Origin of the sequence: Streptomyces sp. NPDC091287, from assembly GCF_044768525.1 — a bacterium.
Taxonomy (GTDB): Bacteria; Actinomycetota; Actinomycetes; order Streptomycetales; family Streptomycetaceae; genus Streptomyces.
This window is the reverse complement of record NZ_JBIVUV010000011.1, coordinates 150230-175006: the sequence shown is the minus strand read 5'-3', so window position 1 is coordinate 175006 and position 24777 is coordinate 150230. Positions and strand designations below refer to the sequence as shown.

The window sequence follows — 24777 nt, the reverse complement described above, 5'->3', positions numbered from 1 at the left end:
CGTGGACGGGATGGCCCCGCTGGCGGGCCCCCCTGTTTGGTCGGCGGGGCCGTGTCGGCGGGCCCCCCGTACGGGGCCGTGCGCCGCCGGGGGGGGCCCCGCCCCCTTCCGTACACATGTCGTACGGAACGCTCTAGTACACCGGCTTCTCGGGCTCGATCTGGTGGACCCAGCCGATCACGCCGCCGCCGACGTGCACCGCGTCGGCGAAGCCCGCGGACTTGAGGACCGCGAGGACCTCGGCGCTGCGGACGCCCGTCTTGCAGTGCAGGACGATGCGCTTGTCCTGCGGGAGGTCCTGGAGGGCGGTGCCCATGAGGAACTCGTTCTTCGGGATCAGCTTCGCGCCGGGGATCGAGACGATCTCGTACTCGTTCTTCTCGCGGACGTCGATGATCTCGATCTTCTCGTCGCCGTCGATCCACTCCTTGAGCTGCTTGGGAGTGATCGTCGCGCCGAGCGCCGCCTCCTGCGCCTCCTCGGACACGACGCCGCAGAAGGCCTCGTAGTCGATGAGCTCGGTGACGGTGGGGTTCTCGCCGCAGACCGCGCAGTCGGGGTCCTTGCGGACCTTGACCTGGCGGTACTGCATCTCCAGGGCGTCGTAGATCATCAGGCGGCCGACCAGCGGGTCGCCGACCCCGGCGAGCAGCTTGATGGCCTCGGTGACCTGGATGGAGCCGACGGACGCGCAGAGCACGCCCAGCACGCCGCCCTCGGCGCAGGAGGGGACCATGCCCGGCGGCGGGGGCTCCGGGTAGAGGCAGCGGTAGCAGGGGCCGTGCTCGGACCAGAACACGGAGGCCTGGCCGTCGAAGCGGTAGATCGAGCCCCAGACGTACGGCTTGTTCAGCAGCACCGCGGCGTCGTTGACGAGATAGCGGGTGGCGAAGTTGTCCGTGCCGTCCACGATCAGGTCGTACTGCGCGAAGATCTCCATCACGTTCTCGGCTTCGAGCCGCTCTTCGTGAAGGACCACGTTGACGTACGGATTGATGCCCAGCACGGAGTCCTTGGCGGACTCCGCCTTGGACCGGCCGATGTCGGCCTGGCTGTGGATGATCTGGCGCTGCAGGTTCGACTCGTCGACCTCGTCGAACTCCACGATGCCGAGCGTGCCGACACCGGCCGCGGCCAGATACATCAGGGCCGGCGAGCCGAGGCCGCCGGCGCCGACACACAGCACCTTGGCGTTCTTCAGGCGCTTCTGTCCGTCCATCCCGACATCCGGGATGATCAGGTGGCGGGAGTACCTGCGGACCTCGTCGACGGTGAGCTCAGCAGCTGGCTCGACCAGGGGTGGCAGCGACACAGGAACCTCAACAATGCAGGTGGTCGGATTCTACGTAGACCGGCTTCTTACGGTCGACTACGTACGGTTGTTCTCCCCGTAACACTGCCACGCCCCTTCTCATTCCGAGATACCAGGTCCGATCCGCGAGACGATTTCGTCCCAGTACCTGGGCAGCGCCGCGAATGGGTCGCTTTGTCTGCTTCGGCCGTCCCGGTCGTTCCGGTCGTTCCGGTCGTTCCGGTCGGTGAAGAAGATCGTCCCGGCGCCCTGCCAGCGGGCGATGCGCATGGCCTCCTCCAGGTGGGTGCGCGGCACCCCGTGGACGAAGTGGGCGAACCGCTCCGGTGGATAGTCGGCCGTCCACTCGGCCACCTGGGACCAGCGGTAGTCGGTCCACGGGCCCTGGAAGGTGACCAGCTGGTCGGCCGCCTCCGCGTACCCGGGATACGGGTGCGTGCCGTGGCCCAGCACCAGACGGCCCCCGTCGTCGGCGCTGTCGCTCTCCGACAGCAGGGCGTGAAGCGTACCGGTGAGCCTGCGGACGGCCGGCAGCTCGGCCCGCTCGGCGGGGCAGCGGGCGAGGTAGAAGCCGCCGATCCGGTACCAGTCGATGAAGGACCGGGCGTCCGCGATCAGCTCCTCGAACGGCCGCTCGCCCCAGGCCAGGTCGAGGTGGCCGAGCAGCCTGCCGCCGGAGGCCCGGACGGTGTCGTCCGGGGAGCCGCCGTGCAGGGCGCGTTCGCGGGCGTTGCGCAGCCTGCCCGCCGCCTCCAGACAGTGCGGGTCGGGCCGGGAGCCGGGGCCGTCCGCGATATTGAGGACGGCCCAGTGCAGCGGGGTGCCGGGGCGGGCCAGTTCGGCCCATTCGGCGGGGGCGAGCAGCGGGTGGGCGTAGCCGGGGACGCCGAAGCCGAGCTGTTCGCCGCCCGCGGTGCGGCGGGCGTCGGCGGGAGCGGTCAGATACGGCACGCCGCCTCCATCCAGATGTCCGCCAGGGACTCCTCCAGATTGATCCGGGGCCGCCAGCCGAGCCGGTCCCGCGCGGTGCGGACGTCGGCCTGCTGCCAGGCGCCGCAGCCGTCGGGATACGGGGACGGGGTGGCGGCGAGGTGCTCCATGACGGACTCGGCGGAGGTGCGCGGAGCCCCGATGGGCAGGCGCGCGGGGGGCGTGTCCAGCTCGTGGAGCGCGCCCGCGTACCCGGCGACTCTCGCCAGGACAGCGGCAGCGTCGCGGAGGCGGACGGCCCGCCCGGTGCCGATGTTGACGACGCCCTGGGCGGCGGAGAGCGAGGCGGCGTGGACGGCCCGCGCCACGTCCCGTACGTCGACGAAGTCCCGCTGCACGCCGAGACCGCTGAGCTTCAGCTCGCCGTCGCCGGACTGCATGGCCCGGCGCATCGCCTCGGCGAGCCGGCCGAGCGGGGAACCAGCGGGGGTGCCGGGGCCGACGGGCGAGAAGACCCGCAGGACGACGGCGTCGAGGCCGGAGCCGAGGACCAGTTCGGTGGCGGCGAGCTTGCTGACGCCGTACGGGCCGCCGGGGCGCGGGACCGCGTCCTCGGCGGTGGAGGACCCGGGCTGCGAGGGCCCGTACTCCGAGGCGCAGCCGACCTGGACGAGCCGTGCCCCGCAGCCGCTGCGGCGCAGGGCCTCGCAGACGGTGGCGACGGCGACGGTGTTGTGCCGGGTGAGGTCGCGGGCCCCGCCGCGCGTGGCGCCCGCGCAGTTGACGACGACTCCGGGGTGGACGGCGTCCAGGAAGCGGGTGAGCGCCCCGGGGCTGCCGCCCGCGAGGTCGAACCGGACGTCGGCGTCGTCGCCGCGGCCGAGAGCCGTGAGGTGGACGGCCGGATCGGCGAGCAGACGGTCGGCGACGAAGCGGCCGAGGAATCCGTTGGCTCCGAGCAGCAGCACCCTCATCGCGCACCGCCTCGGTGCCGACGGCTCACTGCCGGTGCGGGGGATTGGGGGGTCATGGCGGGTTTCTCCTAGGTCATCGAGTCGGTCGTGCGCGGTGCTGGACGAGCCCGCGGCGTCGGCTCCGCGGGAGTGGGGCGGTGAAGCGGTGGAACGGTCGGGGTGGCTGGTGCGGTGGTCGGTAGGCGGGTCGTGCGGTGGTACGTCGGTGGGTCGTGCGGTGGTACGTCGGTGGGGCCGGCTCAGGTCCGGGTGTGGGCGGAGGCGCGGGAGAGCGCGAACGCGGCGTGCAGCAGCAGGCCGCCGGCGGCCCCGCCGCAGGCGAGGGCGGACACGGCTCCGGTCCCGCCCGCCGAGACGAGGGCGTTCACGGGCTGGGCGAGGGGTTCGAGTCCGGGGAGCCGGGCGGCGAGGACGAGGGCCGGGGCCCCGGCCTCGACGGCGCAGGCGGCGGCGAGCGCGACGGTGCCCGGCTCGGGCAGCCCGTGCGCGGCGAGCAGCCGGGCCACGAGGAACAGGACCCCGAGGGCGGCCGCGACGGGCGTGCCGCCTCCGCCGAGGCCGAGGTCGGCCAGGTACAGCAGGGGCAGCAGCGCGCCGAGGAAGAGGGTGACAGCCGCCAGGAGCAAGGGCCGCACGCCCGCGCCGAACTCCTCCAGGGCACGGCTGCCGGTCAGTTTGCGGTGGGCGTGGACGGTGAAGAGATGGGCGCACCAGGCGGCCGGGGCGACGGCGGCGGCCAGGCCGAGCAGCGGGGCCGGGGTGCCGTCCCACGGACCGTCCGGGCCGCCGGTCATGACCTGGGCGAGCAGTTCCTCGCCGTACACCGCGTAGCTCAGCAGCCAGCAGCCGTACATCCCGGCACGGCCCGCTCCTTCGGGGGCGCGCAGGGGGCCGCGGCCCAGGCACGCCCGGAGCGCCAGGCAGGCCAGGACGGCGCCGACGACGGTGACGAGGGCCCGCGTCCCGTCGCCGAGGACGCCCTCGGTGACCCGGAGCACCCCGGCGGTCGCCAGGCAGGCGGCGCCCGGGAGCAGGGCGAGGAGCGTCCACGCGGCCCGCGCATCGGTGTCGGGACCGGGGCCGGGGGGCCCGCCGCCGGCGGGCTCCCGCGTACGGGGCGGCATACGGGCGTACAGCTCCTCGGCGAGGGCGAAGACGTCCCGGTGGCGGTAGCGGGCGGCGGTGCGGTCGGTGAGGCCGTGCGCCTCCAGTCCGGCGGCGATCTCCAGGGGGTCCACGGCCCGTTCGCACAGGTCGCGGTGGTGGTGGAGGAGGGACTTCACCGGGTCGGCCGGGCCCCGGCGCGCCGTGGTGCGGGGCCGGATCTCCGCGGGGCGTTCCGGGGCGGCAGCGGGGGGCGTCGCCGGGTCGTCCGGACGGGTCATCGAGGGGTCTCCGTGGTCGGGGCGGCCTCCGGGGCCGGGGAAGCTCGGTTCGTAGAAGGCCGGTTCGTAGAAGGCCGGGGTGTCACGCATCGCCGTCCCCCGCCGGTCCGGCCGCGACCGCGCAGACGCCCTCGGGCTCCGGCTCCCGCGTGTGCTGCGGCTCGGGCTCTCCGGGCCGGTCCGGCAGCCGGCTCCCGGGCGCGGGCGCCCGGCTCGGCACGGAGGCGTCGGACTGTCCCGGGTCCGGCCGTGGACGGAGGTGCGGCCCGGGCTGAGTCCAGTGGCCGAGGAGGCGGGCTTCCGGCGGGGTGGCGAAGGGCAGCGGGTCGCCGTGGGCGTCCACGATGTCGGCCTCGCGGCGCACCGGGGTGTGGGAGATCAGCTCCAGGTAAATGCCGCGAAATGCCGCGAGGTTCTGTTCGACGGTGAAGAGTTCGAGCGCGCGGGCCCTTGCGGCGGCCCCCAGGCGTGCTCGACGCTCGGGGTCGCGCAGCAGTGCGACGCAGGCGTCGGCGAGCGCCTTGGGGTTGCGCGGGGGCACCACCAGGCCGGTGCCGCCGATGACTTCGACGACCGCTCCCACGTCGGTGGAGACGGTGGCCCGGCCGCAGAACATGGCTTCGACGAGGCTGACCGGGAAGCCCTCGACGACGCTGGACAGCACGATCACGCCGCCCGCGCCGTAGGCCTCGGCGAGGTCGGGGACCTCGGGGCCGCCGATCTCCTCGAAGGTGACCGGGCTGACGCCCTCGGTGTGCGCGCCGGTGGCCTCGTCGGGGAAGAGCTGGGCGGCCAGGGCCGTGCAGTGGGCGAGGTAGGTGGCGGCCTCGTCGCCGTCCGCCGGGGCGCCGAAGACGCGCAGCCGGGCGCCGGGCTCGGCGCGGTGGACCTCGGCGAAGGCGTGGAGGAGGGCGATCAGGTCCTTGGCGGGCTCGATCCGGCCGACCCAGACCAGCGTGTCGGGGCCGCCCGCACCCTCGCCCTCACCGGCCGCGGCGAGGCGTTCGGCGTCCTCGCCGACCTGGCCGAACCGCTCGGCCGCCATGCCCGGGTAGACCGTGCGCTGCTTGGCGGGGTCCGCTCCGCAGCGCTGCTGCCAGCGGCGGACATGGGTGTTGCCGGGGGTGACGATCGCGGCCTGCCGGTAGACCTCGGTGGTGAGGCGGCCGTGGAATCCGGCGAGGAGGGCGCGCACGGGGGTTCCGTAGGGGGTGTCGCAGGCGGCCAGGTAGTGCGCGCGCAGCGGGACGCCGTGCTCGGTGACCAGCAGCGGCACCCCGAAGAAGCGTTTGGCCAGGAGCCCCGGGAGCGCGGCCGCTCCACCGGAGGCCGCATGGCAGAGGTCGACCGCCCCGAGGCTCTCCTGGTCGTACCAGTCCAGCGAGAGCGGTCGCAGCGCGCGTTCCAGCTCGGCGGCGAAGGCGAGGTGGTCGGGGACGGTGGCGCTCTGCACGGTGCGGCCGGCGCCCCGGGCGCGGGAGGCGGCCTCCAGGATCCGGACGGTGTCCTCGGAGCGCAGGGCGAGATGGAGTCCGCCGCGCTCGCGGGCCTGCTCGGCGAGGCCGTAGAGCCCTTCGGCGAACAGCTCCGCGCCGGGGCCCTCACCCGCTTCCGTACCGGCCTCGTCGGGGGTGCAGATCGCGGTGGCGAGGGCGGTGAGGCGGTCGGTGAAACGCCTGCGGTCGCGCCGCCCGTAGGACTGTTCGCCCCCGGTCACCAGCCGGGCCAGCAGGCCGCGTTCGCCGCTGCCGCGCAGGGTGCCGTCCTCGGGGGTCCACAGCGGCGCGGTGCGCACCCGGCTGACCTGGGGCGGCAGCCGGACCCAGCCCTGGTCCTCCTGGTGGGCGGAACGGCTCAGTGCGAACAGGTCGAACTCGTGCTGCGGCAACCCGCGCACCAGTCGGTCGCACCAGAGTCTGGACTCACCGGTCGCATACGGATAACCACCGTCGGTGAGCAGTCCGATCCGCACGAATGCACCCCCGATCTCCCTTGTGGGCGGCCGCCGTTGAAATGGCGACTCACAGCGGGACGACCGTAAGCGGATACGCCGGTGGCGCGACGGACGGTTGTCCGTCGCGCCACCGAAAGGGGTGAACCGTCGTAACTTTCCCGCCCCGGTCGCGTTCAGTCGCGATACAGCGGTCGGTTGTTACGGAGAGTCAGGCTGGGGCCAGCTCCTCGCGGCCGTCCCGCGGGCCGCCGCGGGCCCGACGCGGGGACGTGCGGGGGTCAACCCTCGGGGTGCACCCAGGGGTTGGGCTTGCACGTGACGCCTTCCAGCTTCAGTGTCTTGGTCTGCTGCTGCATGACCGGGGCCAGGGCTCCGGGCGTGCGGCAGCTCACGTGGTTGTGGCCCAGCCGGTGGCCGACCTCGTGGTTGATGAGCATCTGACGGTAGGACAGCAGCTTCTCCGGGCCGAAGGTGGCGGCGCCCTGCGCCCAGCGATAGGCGTTGATCATGACGCGGTCGGTCGCGGCGGAATCGCAGGAGACGTTGTCGACCGTGGTGTCAAGACCGGACTTGGCACACCAGTCGCCGGTGGTCCCGGGGCTGGCGAGCGTGATCACGAAGTCCGGGGTCCCCGACGAGATGCGCTCGAAGGTCATCGCGCCGTTGTGCGCCCAGCTCCGGTCGTCGTTGAGCGTCTTCTGCACGGCTTCGGCGAACAGGCCGGCGTCGAGGCCGAGGCCCTTCTCCACATCGATCCGGTAGCGGTGCTTCTGCCCCTTTCCTGGGGCTTTCGCGAGCCCGGGCACCGCCTCGAACGTGCCGCTCGCCTTCAGGTCCGCGGCGAGCGGAAACGGCTGCGCCATCTTGTCCGCGTACGAGAGGGGCTTGACCTCGGGCTTCGCCGAGGGCTGCTTCGGGGTCGGGCGGGCGTCGGAGCGCGAGGCGTCGTCGCCCGGGCCCTGCCGCTCCACATCGGCGGCGCGCGCGGCGGCCGCACGGTCGCCGGAGTCCTCGGCGACCTGTCCGGCCACCACGACCGCGAGCACGGTGGTCACCGCGGCGGCGGCGATGCCGGTGAACGTGCGCCCCTTGCCGCCCCGGGTCGCGGCGCGTTCGTCCGGCTCCCCGGCCTCGGTGCCGGTGTCGTCCACGTCGTCCGGGGTCCCGGCCGACGGCGCGGCGGGTGCGCCCGGCGGGGCGTCGACGTCGGCGTCGGCGTCGAAGGCGTCGACGAACTCCCGGCGCGGGCCCGGCACCGCGGCCCCGGCGGGCGTCGGCTGTTGCGCCGCCCGGCCGTCCGCGGCGCGCTGGGCCGCGCGCTGGGCGGACACCTGGCGGGCCACGGCCTGCTGGCGGGCGGCGGCGTCCTGGGGGCCGGTGGGCCCGCCGGGATACGGCCGGGCGTCGGCGGGACGGTTGTCCGGACCGGCGTACCGGCCCGGGTTCTGGTGGGGCGGATGGGGATGAGGGGCGCTGCGGGGCGCGGGGGCGCCGGGCCCTTGGTCGTAGCGGGGTACCGGTCCGGTGCCCCAGCCGCCGCCCGGCTCACGCTGTTCGGGGTGGCCGCCGCGCACCTGCGGGGCGTCGGCGGAGAACGGGCCCCGCCCGTCACTGGTCGGCGCGGGAGCGGTCCGCCTGCGTCGGCCGCCGCCGGGCGCGGGCCTCGCCGCGGCGCGCTCGCCGCCCGGTTCCGTTGCCGCCGCGTCCGGGCGGATCGCCCCGGAGCCCTTTCGACTGTGTCGTCCCACGCCCCGGATCAGCTCCCGCCGCAATCGTCCAGCAGTTCCCGGAACGCCTGGGCGACCGCCTCCGGGTACTCCATCATCGCCACGTGCCCCGCGTCGGGCAGCGTCAGCAGCCGGGCGTCGCGGAAGGCCGCGGACGCCCTGCGTGCCATCCGGTACGAGACGAGCTGGTCCCGTCCGCCGTACACGAGCTGGGTCGGTGCGAGCACCCGCTCGGCCTGGCGCCACAGTCCGTGCTGGCCGCCCAGGGTGTACGCGTCGACGATGCCCCGGGCCGAACGCGTCATCGCGTCCCAGAAGTACGGCAGCTCCAGCCGTCGCTCCATCTCGGCCACCGCGTTGCGGAAGGCTTCGTCGGAGACCTGTGCCGGATCGCCGTAACAGAGTGCCATGACTCCGCGCGTCCGCTGCTCCGCCGTCCAGCCCTTCGTCAGCCGGGCGAACAGGGATGCGACCCCCGGCACCGCGAGGAGACCCGTCGGGACGGCGGGTCGCTGCACCCGCCACTCCGGCAGGGCGGGCGAGATCAGGGTGAGGGTGCGCACCAGGTCGGGGCGGACGGCGGCGACCCGGGTGGCGACGGCGCCGCCCAGCGAATTGCCGAACAGGTGGACGGGCCCCCGCTCCTCCGCGTCCAGCAGCCGGATCACCGCACGGGCGTGTCCGGTCACCGAGTAATTGCCGTCGTCCGGCGGCGGCGAGTCCCCGAATCCGGGCAGGTCGACCGCCTCGCCGTCGACCAGGTCGGAGAGCAGCGGCATCAGCGCGGACCAGTTCTGCGACGAGCCGCCGAGCCCGTGCACGTACAGCGCGGGGGGCAGTCCGGCCCGGTCGCCCGGCCGGCAGCGGACGTTCAGGCCGATCCCCGGCAGCGACACGGAGCGCAGCCGTTCGCCGTCGGCGACCCGGACGGCACTGACCGTGGGGGCCACCGCGGCGGCGGCGGCCTGGACACCCGGCAGCTCGGTCGAAGACATGCGGCAATGTTACGAGACGATCACGCCCTCATTCATGTGTTCGCCATCACAGGCCGCATCGCGGGGCAGACGGGTAGCTCCTAGGCTTCAAGGGAAGGAAGGGAGCTGCACATGACGGTCGACCCGAGCGACCCGGACACCTTCGAGCACGCCGAACCGGAAGAGGCGGGGCCCGAGGCTCCGGAGGCGGACGCCGCCGAGCAGCGTACGGATGTCCGGCCCGAGGACGACGAACGGGCGGAGAGCGTCGATCCGGACACCGCCAATGAGGCCGATGTGGCGGAACAGCGCAGGGTGATTCCCTTGGATGAGGACGATTACCGGTAGTACGCCCCGGTTTGCTCACGACCAGGAAGAACTGTGGCTTCCACAGCCGTCCGGTCCATGAAATTCTGCGTCCGCGCCGCGCACACCCGGGTTACCCAAAAGTACGATGGCTGTACGGCGCAGCGTGCACGGACCGGCTGTGCTGGAACACATATTTGGGAGGCGGCGTGACAGCCATCGAGCAGACAGAGGCCGCGCGCCCGCGGGGTACACGCCTTCCCCGCCGCGCCCGGCGCAATCAGCTGCTGGGCGCCGCACAGGAGGTCTTCGTCGCGCAGGGCTACCACTCCGCCGCGATGGACGACATCGCCGAGCGGGCCGGAGTCAGCAAGCCGGTGCTCTACCAGCACTTCCCCGGAAAGCTGGAGCTCTACCTGGCCCTGCTCGACCAGCACTGCGAGTCCCTGCTCCAGGCCGTGCGCACGGCGCTGGCCTCCACGACGGACAACAAGCTGCGCGTCGAGGCGACCATGGACGCCTACTTCGCGTACGTGGAGGACGAGGGCGGCGCGTTCCGGCTGGTCTTCGAGTCCGACCTGACCAACGAGCCCGCCGTGCGCGAGCGCGTCGACCGGGTGTCCCTCCAGTGCGCAGAGGCCATCTCCGACGTGATCGCCGGGGACACCGGTCTGTCCAAGGACGAGTCGATGCTGCTGGCCGTGGGCCTCGGCGGCGTCTCCCAGGTGGTGGCGCGCTACTGGCTCTCCAGCCGGTCCACCATCCCCCGCGACACGGCCGTCCAGCTCCTCACCTCGCTGGCCTGGCGGGGCATCGCGGGCTTCCCGCTGCACGGCGCCGAGCAGACGTGAGCCCTCCGGCGGGGAACGACTGACGCCGTGTTCGCTGCGGGCGTTGCCGGTCGGGCCCTGAGCCCTGCTCCCGCCGGGCTAATGTGGCTGCGTACGGCGCGGTTCGCCGCGCAAGGACTGACCGTCGGAGGGACATAGCCGTGGAGGTCAAGATCGGGGTGCAGCACACGCCCCGCGAGATCGTTCTGGAGAGCGGGCTTTCCGCCGAGGACGTCGAGAGCGCGGTCGCCGCGGCACTGGGCGGCAAGGCGGAGCTGCTCAGCCTCACGGACGACAAGGGCCGCAAGGTCCTGGTGCCGGCCGACCGGATCGCGTATGTGGAGATCGGTGAGCCGACCACCCGGCGGGTGGGATTCGGGGCGCTGTAGTCCACCGGACGCGTTGATCACAGGAGCGGCCCGGCGGGGATGTCCCCGCCGGGCCGCTCCCGCGTTGTGCGCGGATCCCTGCCCGCCCCGGATCCCGTACGGGTCGGAACGGGCCGCTGGAGGGTTGCTCCCCACAGGCTGGGGGTAGTACCGCCTACGACCGATTTGCCCGCCCCGCACACCCCCGCGAGGTGATCCTCTGTGATCTGGGAATCCTTCGGCGCCGCCGTCCTCGGACTCGCCCTGTCCTGGGCGGCGCTCCGATCACTGGCCGACCGACTGCCGTCCGGCCGTGCGGTTTATCTCACCGGCGCGCTGGGCGCCCTGTTCGGCGCGTATCTGACACATGCCGCGCTGGGCACCGGCCATGTCCTGACGACGCTGATCGGAGCCGTGTCCGTCGGGGCGGTGACGCTGTCGCTCCTGATCCGACCACGCGGCCGCCGCCTCGCCCGGTCGGCGGCGGCCCAGTAGCGGGGTGTTACGCGGCCAGTCCCAGCGCGGCCATCCGCTTGGTGTGGGCCTCGGTGATCCGGGAGAACATCCGGCCCACCTCGGCCAGGTCGAAGCCGTCCGCGACGCCGCCCACCAGCATCGTCGAGAGGGCGTCGCGGTCGGCGACCACCCGCTGGGCCTGCGACAGCGCCTCGCCCATCAGCCGGCGCGCCCACAGCGCGAGCCGTCCGCCGAGCCGCGGGTCGGCCTCGATCGCGGCGCGCACCTTCTCCACGGCGAAGTTCCCGTGGCCCGTGTCGTCGAGCACGGACAGCACCAGGGACCGGGTGTCGGTGTCGAGCCGGGCCGCGACCTCACGGTAGAAGTCGCTCGCGATCGAGTCGCCGACGTACGCCTTGACCAGGCCCTCCAGCCAGTCGGACGGCGCCGTCTGGCGGTGGAAGTCGTCGAGCGCCTTGGCGAACGGCTCCATCGCGGCGGTGGGGTCCTCGTCCACGGCGGTGAGCCGCTGGTTGAGCTGCTCGAAGTGATGGAACTCGGCGGCGGCCATCTTCGCCAGCTCCGCCTTGTCGCCGAGTGTCGGCGCGAGCTTCGCGTCCTCCGCCAGCCGCTCGAAGGCCGCCAGCTCTCCGTAGGCGAGGGCGCCGAGCAGGTCCACGACCGCGGCGCGGTACTGCGGGTCGGCGGCCGCGGTGGCCCAGTCCTGGGCGGCGATCCCGGTGGGTGCGGAAGCTTCGGCGGGGGTCTCAGTGGCGTGGTCAGGCGTCTCCATGAACGGAACGATAGCCCGCTCCGCGCAGGGCGGAAGGGCCTGGTCAGCCGGGGGCCTCATACCGTTCCGATGAATTCGTCCAACACACATGCGCGAATCCGGGGTACAGTGGTATTGCGCTTACTGAGCACTGTGCTGTGCCAGAGGCGCGCCCTTGAATGAGGATGCCCGGTCGGTGGCCCGATCGGCTCCGACCCGACAGCCCTCCACGCGGTGCGTACGACACGTACGACCGCAGCTGAGGGGCCCCCTCAGCGGCACGAGCGCTCGAGCGACGGCAGTGGTCCCGCGCCACCCGGCCCATCCACGGCCGGATGACCAACCCCGGCACGGTACGACCCCCAGCGTTCGCCTCGGACCGCGTCTCACAGAAGAGGCAGCACCCTGACTACGTTCCGCGACCTCGGTATTCTTTCCGAGACGGCCGAAGCCCTTGAGGCTGTCGGCATCATGTCCCCCTTCCCCATCCAGGAGATGACGCTCCCCGTAGCGCTCTCCGGCTCCGACGTCATCGGCCAGGCCAAGACCGGCACCGGCAAGACGCTCGGCTTCGGTCTCCCGCTCCTGGAGCGCGTGACCGTCCCCGCCGACGTCGAGGCGGGGCGTGCCACGCCCGAGCAGCTGACCGACGCGCCGCAGGCGCTCGTCGTCGTCCCCACCCGCGAGCTGTGCCAGCAGGTCACCAACGACCTGCTCACGGCCGGCAAGGTCCGTAACGTCCGCGTTCTCGCGATCTACGGCGGCCGGGCGTACGAGCCCCAGGTCGAGGCCCTCAAGAAGGGCGTCGACGTGATCGTCGGCACCCCGGGCCGTCTCCTGGACCTGGCGGGCCAGCGCAAGCTCGACCTCTCCCACATCCGCGGGCTCGTCCTCGACGAGGCCGACGAGATGCTGGACCTGGGCTTCCTGCCCGACGTCGAGCGCATCATCACGATGCTGCCGCCCAAGCGTCAGACGATGCTGTTCTCGGCCACCATGCCCGGTGCCGTCATCAGCCTCGCGCGCCGCTACATGTCGCAGCCGACGCACATCAACGCCACGTCGCCCGACGACGAGGGCACGACCGTGAAGAACACGGTCCAGCACGTCTACCGCGCCCACAACATGGACAAGCCGGAGATGCTCTCCCGCATCCTCCAGGCCGACGGCCGCGGGCTCGCGATGATCTTCTGCCGTACGAAGCGCACGGCCGCCGACATCGCCGAACAGCTGGAGAAGCGCGGCTTCGCCTCCGGCGCGGTCCACGGCGACCTCGGCCAGGGCGCCCGCGAGCAGGCGCTGCGCGCCTTCCGCAACGGCAAGGTCGACGTGCTCGTCTGCACCGACGTCGCCGCGCGCGGTATCGATGTCGAGGGTGTGACCCACGTCATCAACTACCAGTCGCCGGAGGACGAGAAGACCTACCTCCACCGCATCGGCCGCACCGGCCGCGCGGGCGCCAAGGGCATCGCGATCACGCTGGTCGACTGGGACGACATCCCGCGCTGGCAGCTGATCAACAAGGCCCTGGACCTGAAGTTCCCGGACCCGCCCGAGACGTACTCCACCTCGCCGCACCTCTTCGAGGAGCTCGGCATCCCGGCGGGCACCAAGGGTGTCCTGCCGCGCGCCGAGCGGACCCGTGCCGGTCTGCGCGCGGAGGAGGTCGAGGACCTCGGCGAGACCGGCGGCCGCGGCCGCAAGGCCGCCGCACCGGCCCCCGCCCGTGAGGAGCGCGAGCCCCGCACCCGTACGCCGCGTCAGCGTCGCCGCACCCGTGGCGGCTCCGCGGCGGAGGAGGGCGCCGCGACGGTGCCCGCACCCGCCAAGGAAGCCGCACCGGTCGCACCGGCCGGTGACGGGGCGTCCGACGAGGCGCCGCGTACGCCGCGCCGTCGCCGCCGTACCCGCGTCAGCGTCCCCGAGGCCGTCACCGAGGCGGCCGTGGCGGTCGCCGAGGCTCCGGTGGTTCCCGCTCCGGTGGCCGAGGCCACGCCCGTGATCGAGGTCGCACCGGTGGCCGCACCCGTGGCCGAGCCGGTCGCGGAGGCCGTGCCGGAGACCAAGCCGCGCCGCCGTCGCAGCCGCGCCGCAGTGAAGCCGGTGGCCGAGGAGACAGCTTCGCCCGTCGCCGCGGCTCCGACCGCACCGGCCCCGGCCGAGTTCCAGACCGTGGCTGTCGCCGCGGGCGTCGCGGAGCCGGTCGCCGAGCCGAAGGCCGTCAAGCCGCGCCGCCGCACCCGGATCGTGAAGCCGGCCGACGAGGTCGACTTCCAGATCGCCCCGGCCGCCGAGCCGGAGCCCGATGCGAAGACGCGTCGTCGTCCGGCCCGCGCCACGACGAAGGCCAAGTCGGAGCCGAAGGCCGCGGCCACGTCGGCCGAGCCGAAGGCCCGGGCGACCAGGACGACGAAGTCCCGGGCGAAGGCGGAGACGGCGGAGACCACCGAGACCACGGAGAAGGTCACCGCGAAGGTCGCCACTAGGGCCACGGCGAAGAAGGCCACCGCTAAGGCGGTCGCCGTCGAGCAGCCCGCCGTGGAGGCCCCGGCCGCCGAGGCGGACGCCAAGCCGCGCCGCCGCCGCGCCACCCGCAGCGTCACCTCGACCGCGACCCAGGAGGCCGCCGTGGTCTCCGAGGCCGAGGCCGTGGTGAGCGAGGCCGCCGCCGAGACGAAGCCGCGCCGCCGTCGCGCCACCCGCCCGGCGGGCAAGGCATCGGCGACGACCGAGAGCTGACGCTCCCGGCGACACAGCACCACCTACGGCCCCGGCCCCCCGCGCACGCGGGGGGCCGGGGCCGTAGCGCTGACCGGTGCCGCCGTGAGGGCCCCCGGCGCTCCCGCAGGATGAGCTGCCCGGTGAGGCGAGGACGGGTGCGGCGGGGATAGCCTCGCCGTATGAGCCGCCCGCCCACCTTCGCCCCGCCGCCCTGTGCCCGCGCCCGTGTCCTTGAGACCGAGCGCGGCGACTTCGCCGTCCTGGACGCCGTACCGCGTACCCCGGAACGGGCCACCGCCCTGCTGCTGCCCGGATACACCGGCAGCAAGGAGGACTTCATCGCGCTGCTGGAGCCGCTGTGCGCGGCGGGCTACCGGGTGGTCGCGGTGGACGGCCGGGGGCAGTACGAATCGAAGGGGACGGACCGTCAGGAGAGTTACGCGCAGGCCGAGTTGGCCCGCGATGTGCTGGCCCAGGCGGCGGCCCTGGGCGGCGGGGACGGCGGGCTGCATCTGCTCGGGCACTCGCTCGGCGGTCAGATCGCCCGCGCCGCCGTACTGCTGGACGCCACCCCGTTCCGCTCGCTGACGTTGATGTCCTCGGGCCCCGCGGAGGTCGTCGCGGCCCAGCGGGACAAGGTGAAGATGCTGAGCGACGCGTTGTCCGTGCTGTCCATGGACGAGGTGTGGGAGGCGATGCGGGCGCTCGATCCGCCGCAGGACGCGGACACCGGCGACGGTGCGGACATGCGCCACCGCTGGCTCGCCCACCACCCGGCCCAGTTGATCGCCACCGGGGCCCAGCTGGCCGCCGAACCGGACCGGGTGGACGAGCTGGCCGCCGTCGGGCTGCCCGTCCACGTCCTGTCCGGGGAGCGCGACGACGTGTGGCCGGTGGAGCTGTTCGACTCCATGGCGCGGCGTCTCGGCGCCCGCCGCACCACGATCGCCGGCGCCGAGCACTCCCCCAACACCGCCCGCCCGCTGGAGACCGCGAAGGCGCTGGCCGCGTTCTGGGACGGTCTGCCGACCGTCTGACGCGCCGACGGCGCCCCCCGCCGCGTCCCGCGGCCCGTGGGAGGCGCCGCCACCGGCCCCACTTCCGTCAGTACTGCGACTGCAGGTGCTGCCAGAAGCCGTCGCGGAGCGCCCGTCGCAGGTGCGCGTGGCCGCGCAGCGAGTGCTGGAGCAGGCGTTCCGCCTCCACCAGCAGGTCCTGGTCGACGGAGCCCGGCAGATAGGGGTGGCCGGGCAGCAGGTCGGCCAGGGACTCCCGGCCGCGCGCGGCGAGCCAGGCGGCCGCGATCTGTGCGCCGACGAAGCGGACGTCCTCCCGGGAGGGGGCCGGGCTGTCGTCCTCGTACGTGGTGACGGGCCGGCGTGTGACGTAGGGGCGGCAGAAGTCGAGGTCGAAGGTGCGCTGGCTGTCGACCTCCCACAGCAGCGGTTCGGCCTGGTTGCGTCCTTCGCCGGCCTCGATGCCCCAGAGGTGCACGCGCGCCCCGTAGCCCTGGGCGGCCTCGACCGCCGAGACCAGGTCCTCGTCACCGCCGACGAGCGCCGCGTCGCTGATGGCGCGGTGCCGGGCGAGGGATTCGAGGTCGGTGCGGATGAGCGAGTCGACGCCCTTCTGCTGGTTGTTGGCGTTGAGGTTGCCGAGCCGCACCTTGACGTCGGGGAGTTCGGCGATGGCCTGCTGCTCGGTGGTGTGGATGCGGCGGCGGGCCCCGTCGTACCAGTAGACGCGCAGCAGCCTGCTGTCCGCGAAGATCGTGCGGGCCTTGTCGATGAAGGCCTCGATCAGCCCCTCGGCGTCGAGGTCGAAGGAGCGCCGGTCCTCGGTGCCGGTGACGAGCAGCCCGGCCGCGGCGTACACATAGCCGGCGTCCACGAAGATGGCGTGCGTCGACGGGGTCTTGGAGACCTCGATGAGCATCCGCTGGAGCAGCTCGTTGGTGCGGTCCAGGCGGGCGCCGAGACCGGCTCCGCCGATGGACCGCGGGTCCGCCTCGTTCATGCGAACCTCATGGTCTGTGGTGGCGTGACTACCGACGGGTACTTAGACATCCAAAAAATTTCCTTAGCGTAGGGAATGTTTGCAGAGGACAAGCCGTTGTAACCCACGTGGAACGCGAGGGAAGCCTCGCGTTCCTAGTCTTGCCGGTGGGACGCCCCACCGGCGCCAGCAGTTCTCCAGCAGGAGGATCAGACGAAGGGAAGCCCTATGCGCTTCGAGATCATGCGACTCGACGACGTCGACGGTACCGCCGTGGACAGCACCGTCGTGGACGCGGCCTCCGTCAACCGGATCGTGCAGCAGGCCGCAGCTACGGGCCAGCGCATCTACATCCGGCCGGCCGACAGCTCGGCTTCGTAACGCATCTGGGCTCATGACGCCTGACGAGGGCCTCGCGCCTCACCGCATTGCGCCGCTAAAGACGAAGCGCCCCCGCACGGAACGTCCGTGCGGGGGCGCTGTGGTGCGTGGGGGAGGTTCAGGAGTTCTCGATGACCTGGGTGACGCCGTTGATGATCTGCTGGACGGCGATGGCGGAGAGCATCATTCCGGCGAGCCTGGTCACCAGCACCACGCCGCCGTCCTTGATCACGCGGATGATGACCAGCGAGTAGCGCATGGTCAGCCAGAGCACCACGTGCATGGCGACGATCGCGGACCACACCGAGAGCTGGCCGCCCACGCCGTCGGCGTGCTGCACCGCGAGGATGACCGAGACGATCGCGCCGGGCCCGGCCAGCAGCGGCATGCCCAGCGGTACGAGCGCCACATTGACGTCCTTGGTCTGCGTCGGCTCGTCCGTCTTGCCGGTCAGCAGGTCGAGCGCGATGAGCAGCAGCAGGAGTCCGCCCGCGATCATCAGGGCGGGCACGGAGACATGCAGGTAGTCGAGGATCTGCTGACCGAGCAGACCGAAGACGGCGATCACGCCGAACGCGACCGTGACCGCCTGGAGCGCCATCTTGCGCTGCACCTTGGCGGGGCGGCCCGCGGTGAGCGCGAGGAAGATCGGCGTGATCCCGGGCGGGTCCATGATCACAAATAGGGTGAGAAAAAGGGATCCGAAGACAGCGACGTCGAACACAGTGAGCCTTGCGAGAGAAGAGCGGGCGGTACGGAGGTGGCGCGGGGTCCGGGCGGCGGCCGTCGCCGTGTCGGGCACGCGGCGGTACGCACAGGGGCGCGCGGGGAGTGCGGAAGGTGGTGCGGTGAGAGTGGGCGGGGCCCAGGAGCTGTCCGGCCGTGATCCGCCGGAAAACCCTAGCGGGGGCCGGCTCCGCCGGCGCCCGGCACCGGGAAGGCTCCCGTGGCGCGCCGGGTGATCTCGCCGTAGATCTCGGGGTCGGTGGTGCACGCGCCGAGCTCGACGGGTTTCCGGGTGCCGTGGTAGTCGCTGGAGCCGGTCGTGAGCAGCCCCAGTTCGCGGGCGAGACCGCGCAGTCGGGCCCGGGTGGGCTCGTCGTGGTCCATGTGGTCGACCTCGACGCCGTCGAGACCGGCTTCGGCGAGCGCGACGATCGTGGACTCGGGGACCACGGCGCCGCGTTTCACGGCGGCCGGGTGGGCGAAGACGGTGACCCCGCCCGCCGCCTTCACCAGGCGGATCGCCTCGAAGGGGTCGAACTCGTGCTTCTCCGCGTACGCCCGGCCGCCGGTACCCAGCCAGTCGGGCGTGAAGGCATCGGAGACCGTGGGTACGACGCCGAGTTCGACGAGGGCGGCGGCGACGTGCGGCCGACCGACCGAGCCGTCCCCGGCGATGCGGGCGACCTGTTCCCAGGTGATGGGAACGTCGAGGGCGCGCAGCTTGCGGACCATCTCCTGGGCGCGCGGCACCCGGTCGTCGCGGACGAGCTCCCGGGCGCGCTCCAGCTCGGCGTCGGCGGGGTCGAAGAGGTAGGCCAGCATGTGCATGCCCACGCCGTCGACGCGGCAGGAGAGTTCGGCGCCGGTGACGAGGGTGAGCCCCTCGGGCAGCGCGTCTATGGCCTGCTTGTGGCCGCCCACGGTGTCGTGGTCGGTGAGCGCGACGACGTCCAGCCCCGCGGCGGCGGCGTTCGCGACCAGCTCGGCGGGGGTGTCCGTGCCGTCCGACGCGGTGGAGTGGGTGTGCAGGTCGATGCGCACGACGCTTGACTCCGGGGCTCGCGGGCGGACGGGGGACCGCTCAAGGATAACCGCCGCGCGCCGGGACTCCGGCCGCCCGCGGCCCAGCTCCCGGCCCGCGCCGGAGCCGCGCTCGCCGCCGGCCGCGCCCGCTGCCGCTACCGCTCGCCCGTCGCCTGTCGGGGCGGCGTCTCGGGGGCGGTGAGCAGGCGGGGGGTGAGCGCGCCGCAGGGGACGAGGTCCACCTCTCCCCCGGCGTCCCGCAGGTCGGTGAGCACCAGTTCGTCGTACATCAGCAGCCCCGACTGCTCGGGCCACAGGATCGCCCACAGCCACAGACCCCGTGCCTCGCCCGCGAAGACTGCGCGGTCCGACGGAGCGTTCCGGACGTGCCAGAGGGGGGTGGGGCGGCCGGCGGCGTGGACCTTGGCGTCGGGGGCGGAGTCGACGTCCAGGTGGAGGCCGGGGTCCGGGCCGTCGATCCCGGCGTACCGCGCACCGAGCCCGACGCCGAGCTCCTCGGCGACCAGCAGCAGCTCGCCCATCCCGCCCAGCGGTCCGGGCCCGGAGCAGGCCACGGCGCTCGCGCGGCCGCCGCTGCGGTCGTCGCCCGCGCTGGCGACCCCGGTGAACAGCCAGCCCACGGGGAGCGGCCAGGGCATCCAGACGGGAACCTGAGCGCGGTGCACCACGACGCCGAGACCTTCGACGCTCGGCGGGATGACCGGCTGCATCGGGTGGACCTGGCCGTGCACGGAGCACTGCCAGGCGTCGGCGAAGAGACCGGGCGCCCTGACCCGGCCACCGCACTTCGGGCAACTGGGTTCGCCCCTCATAGGGACCAACCGTCCTCCCCGCCGGTCCTCGCGTCAAGGACGATCACCCGTCCGCAGCGTGGCCCCGACCGCGCGAGCGTAAAGAGACAGCGTGACCTTTACGCGAATCGCAGCGTTGTAGCAGCTGTCAGAGACATACGTTCCCGGTCAGATCTGACGTTCACACACCCAAGGAAAGGGGTCGAGGTGGAGTTGCGGTACACGTTCCGCCTCGAGCCCGGCCCAGGCGCGCGAGCATCACTCGCCCGCGCATTCGGCTGCGCGCGAGTGGTGTGGAACGACGCGCTCACCGTCCGTAGGGCGGCTTTCGCGGCCGGCCTGCCTTTTCCCCGGACATCCGAGTTGTCGAAGTCACTGATCACGCAGGCGAAGCGCACCACGCAGCGGGCCTGGTTGGCCGACGTTTCCTCGGTGCCGCTGCAACAGGCACTACGGGACCAGGACCGGGCCTGGCGAGCGTTCTTCGACTCGCTCAAGGGCTCCCGGAAGGGAGCGAAGGTCGGCGTGCCGGCAGTCAAGTCGCGCAAAGACTCCAGACAATCCGTGCGGTTCACCTCGAACGCCGGATGGAAGATCACCCCGGCGGGCAAATTGAGCCTTCCGAAGATCGGGCACATCCCGGTCCGGTGGTCCCGGCAACTGCCCTGCGCTCCGTCCAGCGTCACGGTGATCCGGGACGGAGCGGGGCGCTACTTCGCCTCCTTCGTCGTAAGAAGCGACGCCCAGGCCGATGCGGCCCGGTTCCCCACCGCTGCAGGTGATCAGGGCATCGATCTGGGCCTGGCACACTTCGCGGTACTGGCAGACGGGTCACGGTCTCGCTCACCTAAATTTCTACGGCGAGCCGAAAAAAAGATCAAGAAGCGGCACCGCACGCTTTCACGTAAACAGAAGGGCAGCAAGAACCGGGAGAAGGCACGGGTTCGTCTGGCTCGCGCGCACGCGGGCGTAGCTGACGCTCGTAAGGACTTCCATCATCAGCTCTCCACCAAGCTGGTCCGAGAAAACCAATCGGTCACCGTGGAAACACTGAATGTGCAAGGCCTGTCACGCGGCGCGCTGTCCAAGGCCGTGCACGACGCGGGCTGGGGACAGTTCCTGAGGATGCTGGACTACAAGGCGAAGCGCTATGGCCGTGAGTTCACACGGGTCGCGCCAGACTTCCCGTCCAGCCAGCTCTGCTCGGCGTGCGGCCACCGTGATGGCCCGAAACCGCTGAACGTGCGCACGTGGACTTGCCCGCGGTGCGGGGCCCTGCTCGACCGAGACTGGAACGCAGGTCAGAACCTGCGTGAAGAAGGCCGTCGTATCCGAGCGAAGGCCCTACAGACCGCACCACCCACCCCCGGGCCGGGGGCCCTCACACCAGCGTGAGGTAAACGCCTGTGGAGCGTACGTAAGACCCTGGTCGGCAATCAGGGCAGAGCGCGACGAAGCAGGAACCAGTCCCCGACCGGCAGCCAGTCAGCGGCCGATCAGGGAAATCACCCACAAAGACGGGTGAGGGGGTCAAAACTACGCATTCTTCACGCTAGTCCAGGACTACGGACGTGCGCAGCGGGTCGCGCAGGTCCGTACCGTGCGTCAGCCACCGCTCCTGGAGCTCCTGCGCGCCGCGCACCCGCTTCCAGGCGGCCTCGTTGTGCGTCATCGGCAGCAGCGGCAGGAAGCGCACCGGATCCATCGGCTCGTCCAGCTCCAGGTCCTCCACCAGACCACCGGACTCCGCGACCAGCACCGAGGTGAACGGCGCCCCGGTCCACAGCGGCTCCCCCAGGTCCAGCGAGGCGCCGGCGGCCACGATCAACCCCTCGACCTGCGGGGAAGCGGCCAGCACGGCGAGCGGGCGCAGCACCTGGTCGGTGTCGGCGAGGCCGCCCCGTACGGAGAGGATCAGCTCGGCGCGGGGGCCCTCCACGGGGTCGGCGAGCGGGGAGGTGGGGTCGGCCATCGGCTGACCGGACATGCCGAGCGTCGCGTAGCGCACCACGTCGCCGTCGAGGAAGCGCAGCACCTCGATGCGGTCGGTGCCCAGGAACGTCACGTCGGCGCGGGCGTCCGGTTCCCCGAGGGCGGAACGGAGCCGGGCCTCGACCAGAGCGAGAATTTCTGCCATGCCGCGAGCATAGATCGCGTAGGGAATGGGCAAAGTACGGGATTGGGCCTTGGGCGGCTGATAGCCTGGCCGCCGGTCGGGACAGCACGCAGAAGCGTTGCTCTTCTTCGTCCCGACGACACGTCGTCCCCCACGGGGGACCGGCCGGAGGAGGTGGGGACTGCTATGGATCCAAGTCGACCGTGCAGTACCAATCGCTCTTCCGCGCCTCGTATTTCCCGTTGATCCGACGCCTCGTCGGTCGCCCGGTGCCGACATCGCCGTCGTATCCGGATGACTCCTCGACAGCAGTTCGCGCGACGGAAGAGCCCTTCGTTTTTGCCTGTCTGTAGCGAACGCCGTCATCGCGCCCGCGCGGTGCCGCCCGCTTTGCGGACGTGAGCACACGTCCTCGTTCCGGGCTGTTCCACGCCCTCGCCGACGGCCCTCCGTGAAGGAGCCAGCCATGTCGATGATCCGTGACCTGCGCGCCGCCGTGCGCCCGTCCCTGCGCCCGTCCCTCCGTAAGAACAGCGCCCCCTACAGCGCGTACGACTCCACCCGCGACCCGTCCGCCTCCAGCGCGGTCGTCGACTGCGCCGTCTACCGTGACGGCCGCCGGCTGGTGACGCCCGCGGCCCCGACGCCGCACGAGGCGATGCTCCAGGTGCGGGAGGAGGGCGGCTTCGCGTGGATCGGTCTGCACGAGCCGACCGAGGCCGAATTCGCGGGCATCGCCCGGGAGTTCGGGCTGCACCCGCTGGCCGTCGAGGACGCCGTCCACGCCCACCAGCGGCCCAAGCTGGAGCGTTACGACGACACGCTGTTCACCGTCTTCAAGACGATCCACTACGTGGAGCACGCCGAACTGACCGCGACCAGCGAGATCGTGGAGACCGGCGAGGTGATGTGCTTCACCGGGCGGGACTTCGTCATCACCGTCCGGCACGGCGGCCAGGGCTCCCTGCGCGCCCTGCGCCACCGCCTCCAGGACGATCCGGAGCTGCTCGCCAAAGGCCCCTCCGCCGTGCTGCACGCCATCGCCGACCATGTGGTCGACGGGTACATCGCGGTGGCCGAGGCGGTGCAGGACGACATCGACGAGGTGGAGATCGATGTCTTCTCCACCCCGGCCAAGGGCAGCCCGCGCGGTTCGGACGCGGGCCGGATCTACCAGCTCAAGCGCGAGGTGCTGGAGTTCAAGCGGGCCGTCTCGCCGCTGCTGCGGCCGATGCAGCTGCTGAGCGAGCGACCGATGCGGCTGATCGACCCCGACATCCAGAAGTACTTCCGCGACGTCGCCGACCACCTCGCCCGGGTCCAGGAGGAGGTCCTGGGCTTCGACGAGCTGCTGAACTCGATCCTCCAGGCGAATCTGGCGCAGGCGACCGTCACGCAGAACGAGGACATGCGCAAGATCACCTCCTGGGCGGCGATCATCGCGGTGCCGACGATGATCTGCGGTGTCTACGGCATGAACTTCGACCACATGCCCGAGCTGCAGTGGAAGTACGGCTATCCGCTGGTCTTGGGCGTCATCGGGGCGGTCTGTTTCTCCATCCACCGCATCCTCAAGCGCAACGGCTGGCTCTGAGCGCGCCCGCCCCCCGATTGCCGGTGGGTCTAAGCTCGCGCTCATGACTGACGCCGCCGCACCCGATGCCGCCGCCGACCTGCTGGAGAGGGCCCTCGTCGAGGAGGCCACGAAGAAGTCCGGTCTCGTCTGGGTGCGGGGCGACGGGCCGGCCCGTGCCGTCTGGCACATCTGGCACGACGGCGCGGCGCACCTGGTCGGCGGCGGCCCCGGCGAGCAGCCGCTGCCCGAGGGCCTGGCCGACGGCGGCCGCGCCGAGGTGACCGTACGGAGCAAGGACAAGGGCGGCCGGATCGTCGCCTGGAGTGCGGCGTGCCGTTTCCTCCCGCCGCACTCCGAGGAGTGGGAGGCGGCGGTCGCCGAGCTGAAGGGCAAGCGGCTGAACGCGCCGGACGCCGAGTCGATGACGGAGCGGTGGGCGCGCGAGTGCACCGTGGTGCGGCTGACGCCGGACACCGTCAGCACCGCGCTGCCGGACACCTCGCTGGCGGCCGTCCCGCTGCCGACCGGGGCCACCACCCGGCAGCCGGCCCCGGCGGCGCTCCCCCGGCTGCTGCTGAAGCGTCGCGGGAAGCGCTGAGCCAGGGCCCGGCGTCGCGCGGCAGGCGGCGGTTCGAACAGGCCCTCGCGGTCCGGGGCGCTCAGCCGGAGGACTTGGGGAGCTGGCCGCCGTAGTCGACGGTGTCGTCCTCCTGGGGCGCCTCAAGCGGGAAGGCCTGCCCCCAGTCGGCCAGCGTGACCGTGCCCCCGCCGCCGCCCCGGGCCACCCGGACCGGGTACGGCTGGTCCTCCAGCGAGACGTCGAACGCCCCGCCCTCGCCCTTGCCGCCCAGGATCTGGATGGTGCGCTGCCCGGCGACCGTGTCCCGGCCGCCCTTGCTGACCTTTCCGTTCAGCGCGAGAAGCCCGTCGAGCAGGACCTTCTTGTCCGTGAAGCCGCGTAGCTGGCGGTAGCTGGGGTCGCCCTCGGGGACCTTCACGTACTTGCCGCCCAGCTTGTCGGCGGCCGCCACGTCGGAGGACCCGCCCTCGCCGCCGCTCTCCTCGTAGGTCCAGAACGCGGCGGGCGCCTTCAGATAGAGCTCGTCGTCGACCCGCAGCAGGGCGAAGCTCTGCTTCTTGGAGGTCACCGAGCCCATGCCGCCCTCCGCGTTGAGCTTCATCTCCAGCCGGTAGGTGCCGCCCTTGCTGACGAGCGTGCCCGACAGGCGTACGGCGCTCGCCGCCTCGGCCGCCGCTCTGGCCTTCTCGTCGATCTCGGTGGCGGAGAGTTTGGCGACGCCGTTGGTCCCCTTGTCCGGGTCCTCCTCCGTGCCGCAGGCGGCCAGGGCCGCGGTGAGCCCTCCGCACAGCACGAGAGCGAGGGCGGTCCGGCGATGGTTCCGCACGGCCGGGGCGAAAGAGGTCACGGGCGCACTGCC

The 24777-nt window shown here is 72.4% G+C and carries 24 protein-coding genes; 10 read left to right on the top strand and 14 right to left on the bottom strand.

Features of this window, described 5'->3' with window-relative positions; translation table 11 throughout:
- Positions 1-133: 133 nt before the first annotated feature.
- The 7 genes from moeZ to ACIQRW_RS20280 form a co-directional block, all read right to left on the bottom strand.
- Complete coding sequence (gene moeZ / locus ACIQRW_RS20310; RefSeq protein ID WP_097868286.1) at positions 134-1312, bottom strand: adenylyltransferase/sulfurtransferase MoeZ; 1179 nt, start codon at positions 1310-1312, stop codon at positions 134-136.
- A gap of 99 nt (positions 1313-1411) precedes the next feature.
- Positions 1412-2263 carry a spherulation-specific family 4 protein gene (locus ACIQRW_RS20305; RefSeq protein WP_403762062.1) on the bottom strand — a complete coding sequence of 284 codons (852 nt, stop codon included), beginning with the start codon at positions 2261-2263 and terminating at the stop codon, positions 1412-1414.
- Positions 2251-3216: an NAD(P)-dependent oxidoreductase gene (locus tag ACIQRW_RS20300; protein WP_003966459.1), complete on the bottom strand. Its 966-nt coding sequence runs from the start codon at positions 3214-3216 to the stop codon at positions 2251-2253. The genes ACIQRW_RS20305 and ACIQRW_RS20300 overlap by 13 nt, the downstream gene beginning before the upstream one ends.
- Positions 3217-3455: 239 nt before the next feature.
- Positions 3456-4691, bottom strand: coding sequence for a hypothetical protein (locus ACIQRW_RS20295; protein ID WP_403762059.1), 1236 nt, complete (start codon positions 4689-4691; stop codon positions 3456-3458).
- Positions 4684-6573, bottom strand: coding sequence for a DUF3492 domain-containing protein (locus tag ACIQRW_RS20290; RefSeq protein WP_403762056.1), 1890 nt, complete (start codon positions 6571-6573; stop codon positions 4684-4686). Before ACIQRW_RS20290 ends, ACIQRW_RS20295 begins: the two co-directional genes overlap by 8 nt.
- Positions 6574-6833: 260 nt before the next feature.
- Positions 6834-8303: a DUF3152 domain-containing protein gene (locus ACIQRW_RS20285; RefSeq protein ID WP_403762053.1), complete on the bottom strand. Its 1470-nt coding sequence runs from the start codon at positions 8301-8303 to the stop codon at positions 6834-6836.
- Positions 8304-8311: 8 nt separating this feature from the next.
- Positions 8312-9277: an alpha/beta fold hydrolase gene (locus ACIQRW_RS20280; RefSeq protein WP_403762050.1), complete on the bottom strand. Its 966-nt coding sequence runs from the start codon at positions 9275-9277 to the stop codon at positions 8312-8314.
- A gap of 111 nt (positions 9278-9388) precedes the next feature.
- On the opposite strand from ACIQRW_RS20280, the gene ACIQRW_RS20275 reads away from it, so the two are divergent.
- From ACIQRW_RS20275 to ACIQRW_RS20260, 4 genes are all read left to right on the top strand, one after another.
- On the top strand, positions 9389-9604 hold the full coding sequence (locus ACIQRW_RS20275) for a hypothetical protein (RefSeq protein WP_403762047.1): 216 nt from the start codon (positions 9389-9391) through the stop codon (positions 9602-9604).
- Between the two features lie 167 nt (positions 9605-9771).
- On the top strand, positions 9772-10413 hold the full coding sequence (locus tag ACIQRW_RS20270) for a TetR/AcrR family transcriptional regulator (RefSeq protein ID WP_018956316.1): 642 nt from the start codon (positions 9772-9774) through the stop codon (positions 10411-10413).
- A 140-nt stretch (positions 10414-10553) separates the two neighbouring features.
- Positions 10554-10781 carry a DUF3107 domain-containing protein gene (locus tag ACIQRW_RS20265; RefSeq protein ID WP_010061602.1) on the top strand — a complete coding sequence of 76 codons (228 nt, stop codon included), beginning with the start codon at positions 10554-10556 and terminating at the stop codon, positions 10779-10781.
- A 201-nt stretch (positions 10782-10982) separates the two neighbouring features.
- Positions 10983-11255 carry a hypothetical protein gene (locus ACIQRW_RS20260; RefSeq protein WP_265599475.1) on the top strand — a complete coding sequence of 91 codons (273 nt, stop codon included), beginning with the start codon at positions 10983-10985 and terminating at the stop codon, positions 11253-11255.
- Positions 11256-11262: 7 nt separating this feature from the next.
- Here ACIQRW_RS20260 and ACIQRW_RS20255 read toward each other — a convergent pair whose 3' ends face one another.
- Positions 11263-12009, bottom strand: coding sequence for a ferritin-like fold-containing protein (locus tag ACIQRW_RS20255; RefSeq protein WP_069757705.1), 747 nt, complete (start codon positions 12007-12009; stop codon positions 11263-11265).
- Positions 12010-12459: 450 nt separating this feature from the next.
- On the opposite strand from ACIQRW_RS20255, the gene ACIQRW_RS20250 reads away from it, so the two are divergent.
- The gene (locus ACIQRW_RS20250; RefSeq protein WP_403762042.1) at positions 12460-14727 is read left to right on the top strand and encodes a DEAD/DEAH box helicase; all 2268 of its coding nucleotides are present in this window, start codon (positions 12460-12462) and stop codon (positions 14725-14727) included.
- A gap of 161 nt (positions 14728-14888) precedes the next feature.
- Entirely contained in the window at positions 14889-15746 is an 858-nt protein-coding gene (locus tag ACIQRW_RS20245; protein ID WP_403762039.1) for an alpha/beta fold hydrolase, read from the top strand.
- A gap of 67 nt (positions 15747-15813) precedes the next feature.
- On the opposite strand, the gene ACIQRW_RS20240 is transcribed toward ACIQRW_RS20245, so the two are convergent.
- Positions 15814-16725 carry an NYN domain-containing protein gene (locus ACIQRW_RS20240; protein ID WP_403762036.1) on the bottom strand — a complete coding sequence of 304 codons (912 nt, stop codon included), beginning with the start codon at positions 16723-16725 and terminating at the stop codon, positions 15814-15816.
- Between the two features lie 207 nt (positions 16726-16932).
- Between ACIQRW_RS20240 and ACIQRW_RS20235 the strand changes: the two genes are divergently transcribed.
- Entirely contained in the window at positions 16933-17085 is a 153-nt protein-coding gene (locus ACIQRW_RS20235) for a hypothetical protein (protein ID WP_006127395.1), read from the top strand.
- A gap of 118 nt (positions 17086-17203) precedes the next feature.
- On the opposite strand, the gene ACIQRW_RS20230 is transcribed toward ACIQRW_RS20235, so the two are convergent.
- The 3 genes from ACIQRW_RS20230 to ACIQRW_RS20220 form a co-directional block, all read right to left on the bottom strand.
- Positions 17204-17809 carry a MarC family protein gene (locus ACIQRW_RS20230; protein WP_403762033.1) on the bottom strand — a complete coding sequence of 202 codons (606 nt, stop codon included), beginning with the start codon at positions 17807-17809 and terminating at the stop codon, positions 17204-17206.
- 176 nt (positions 17810-17985) lie between these two features.
- Positions 17986-18852, bottom strand: coding sequence for a PHP domain-containing protein (locus tag ACIQRW_RS20225; RefSeq protein ID WP_403762030.1), 867 nt, complete (start codon positions 18850-18852; stop codon positions 17986-17988).
- A gap of 137 nt (positions 18853-18989) precedes the next feature.
- The gene (locus ACIQRW_RS20220) at positions 18990-19667 is read right to left on the bottom strand and encodes a DUF6758 family protein (protein ID WP_274343756.1); all 678 of its coding nucleotides are present in this window, start codon (positions 19665-19667) and stop codon (positions 18990-18992) included.
- 186 nt (positions 19668-19853) lie between these two features.
- On the opposite strand from ACIQRW_RS20220, the gene ACIQRW_RS20215 reads away from it, so the two are divergent.
- The gene (locus ACIQRW_RS20215) at positions 19854-21041 is read left to right on the top strand and encodes an RNA-guided endonuclease InsQ/TnpB family protein (RefSeq protein ID WP_403762027.1); all 1188 of its coding nucleotides are present in this window, start codon (positions 19854-19856) and stop codon (positions 21039-21041) included.
- A 157-nt stretch (positions 21042-21198) separates the two neighbouring features.
- Here the strand turns inward: ACIQRW_RS20215 and ACIQRW_RS20210 are convergent, their stop codons facing one another.
- Complete coding sequence (locus tag ACIQRW_RS20210) at positions 21199-21783, bottom strand: suppressor of fused domain protein (RefSeq protein WP_403762024.1); 585 nt, start codon at positions 21781-21783, stop codon at positions 21199-21201.
- Positions 21784-22228: 445 nt separating this feature from the next.
- Here ACIQRW_RS20210 and ACIQRW_RS20205 point away from each other — a divergent pair, with 445 nt between their 5' ends.
- Both ACIQRW_RS20205 and ACIQRW_RS20200 read left to right on the top strand, forming a co-directional pair.
- Entirely contained in the window at positions 22229-23356 is a 1128-nt protein-coding gene (locus ACIQRW_RS20205) for a magnesium and cobalt transport protein CorA (RefSeq protein ID WP_403762021.1), read from the top strand.
- Positions 23357-23399: 43 nt separating this feature from the next.
- Positions 23400-23936 (top strand): hypothetical protein, encoded by a 537-nt coding sequence (locus ACIQRW_RS20200; protein ID WP_403762018.1) that lies wholly within the window; start codon positions 23400-23402, stop codon positions 23934-23936.
- 61 nt (positions 23937-23997) lie between these two features.
- Here ACIQRW_RS20200 and ACIQRW_RS20195 read toward each other — a convergent pair whose 3' ends face one another.
- Positions 23998-24765: a hypothetical protein gene (locus tag ACIQRW_RS20195; protein ID WP_403762015.1), complete on the bottom strand. Its 768-nt coding sequence runs from the start codon at positions 24763-24765 to the stop codon at positions 23998-24000.
- Between the last annotated feature and the right edge of the window lie 12 nt (positions 24766-24777).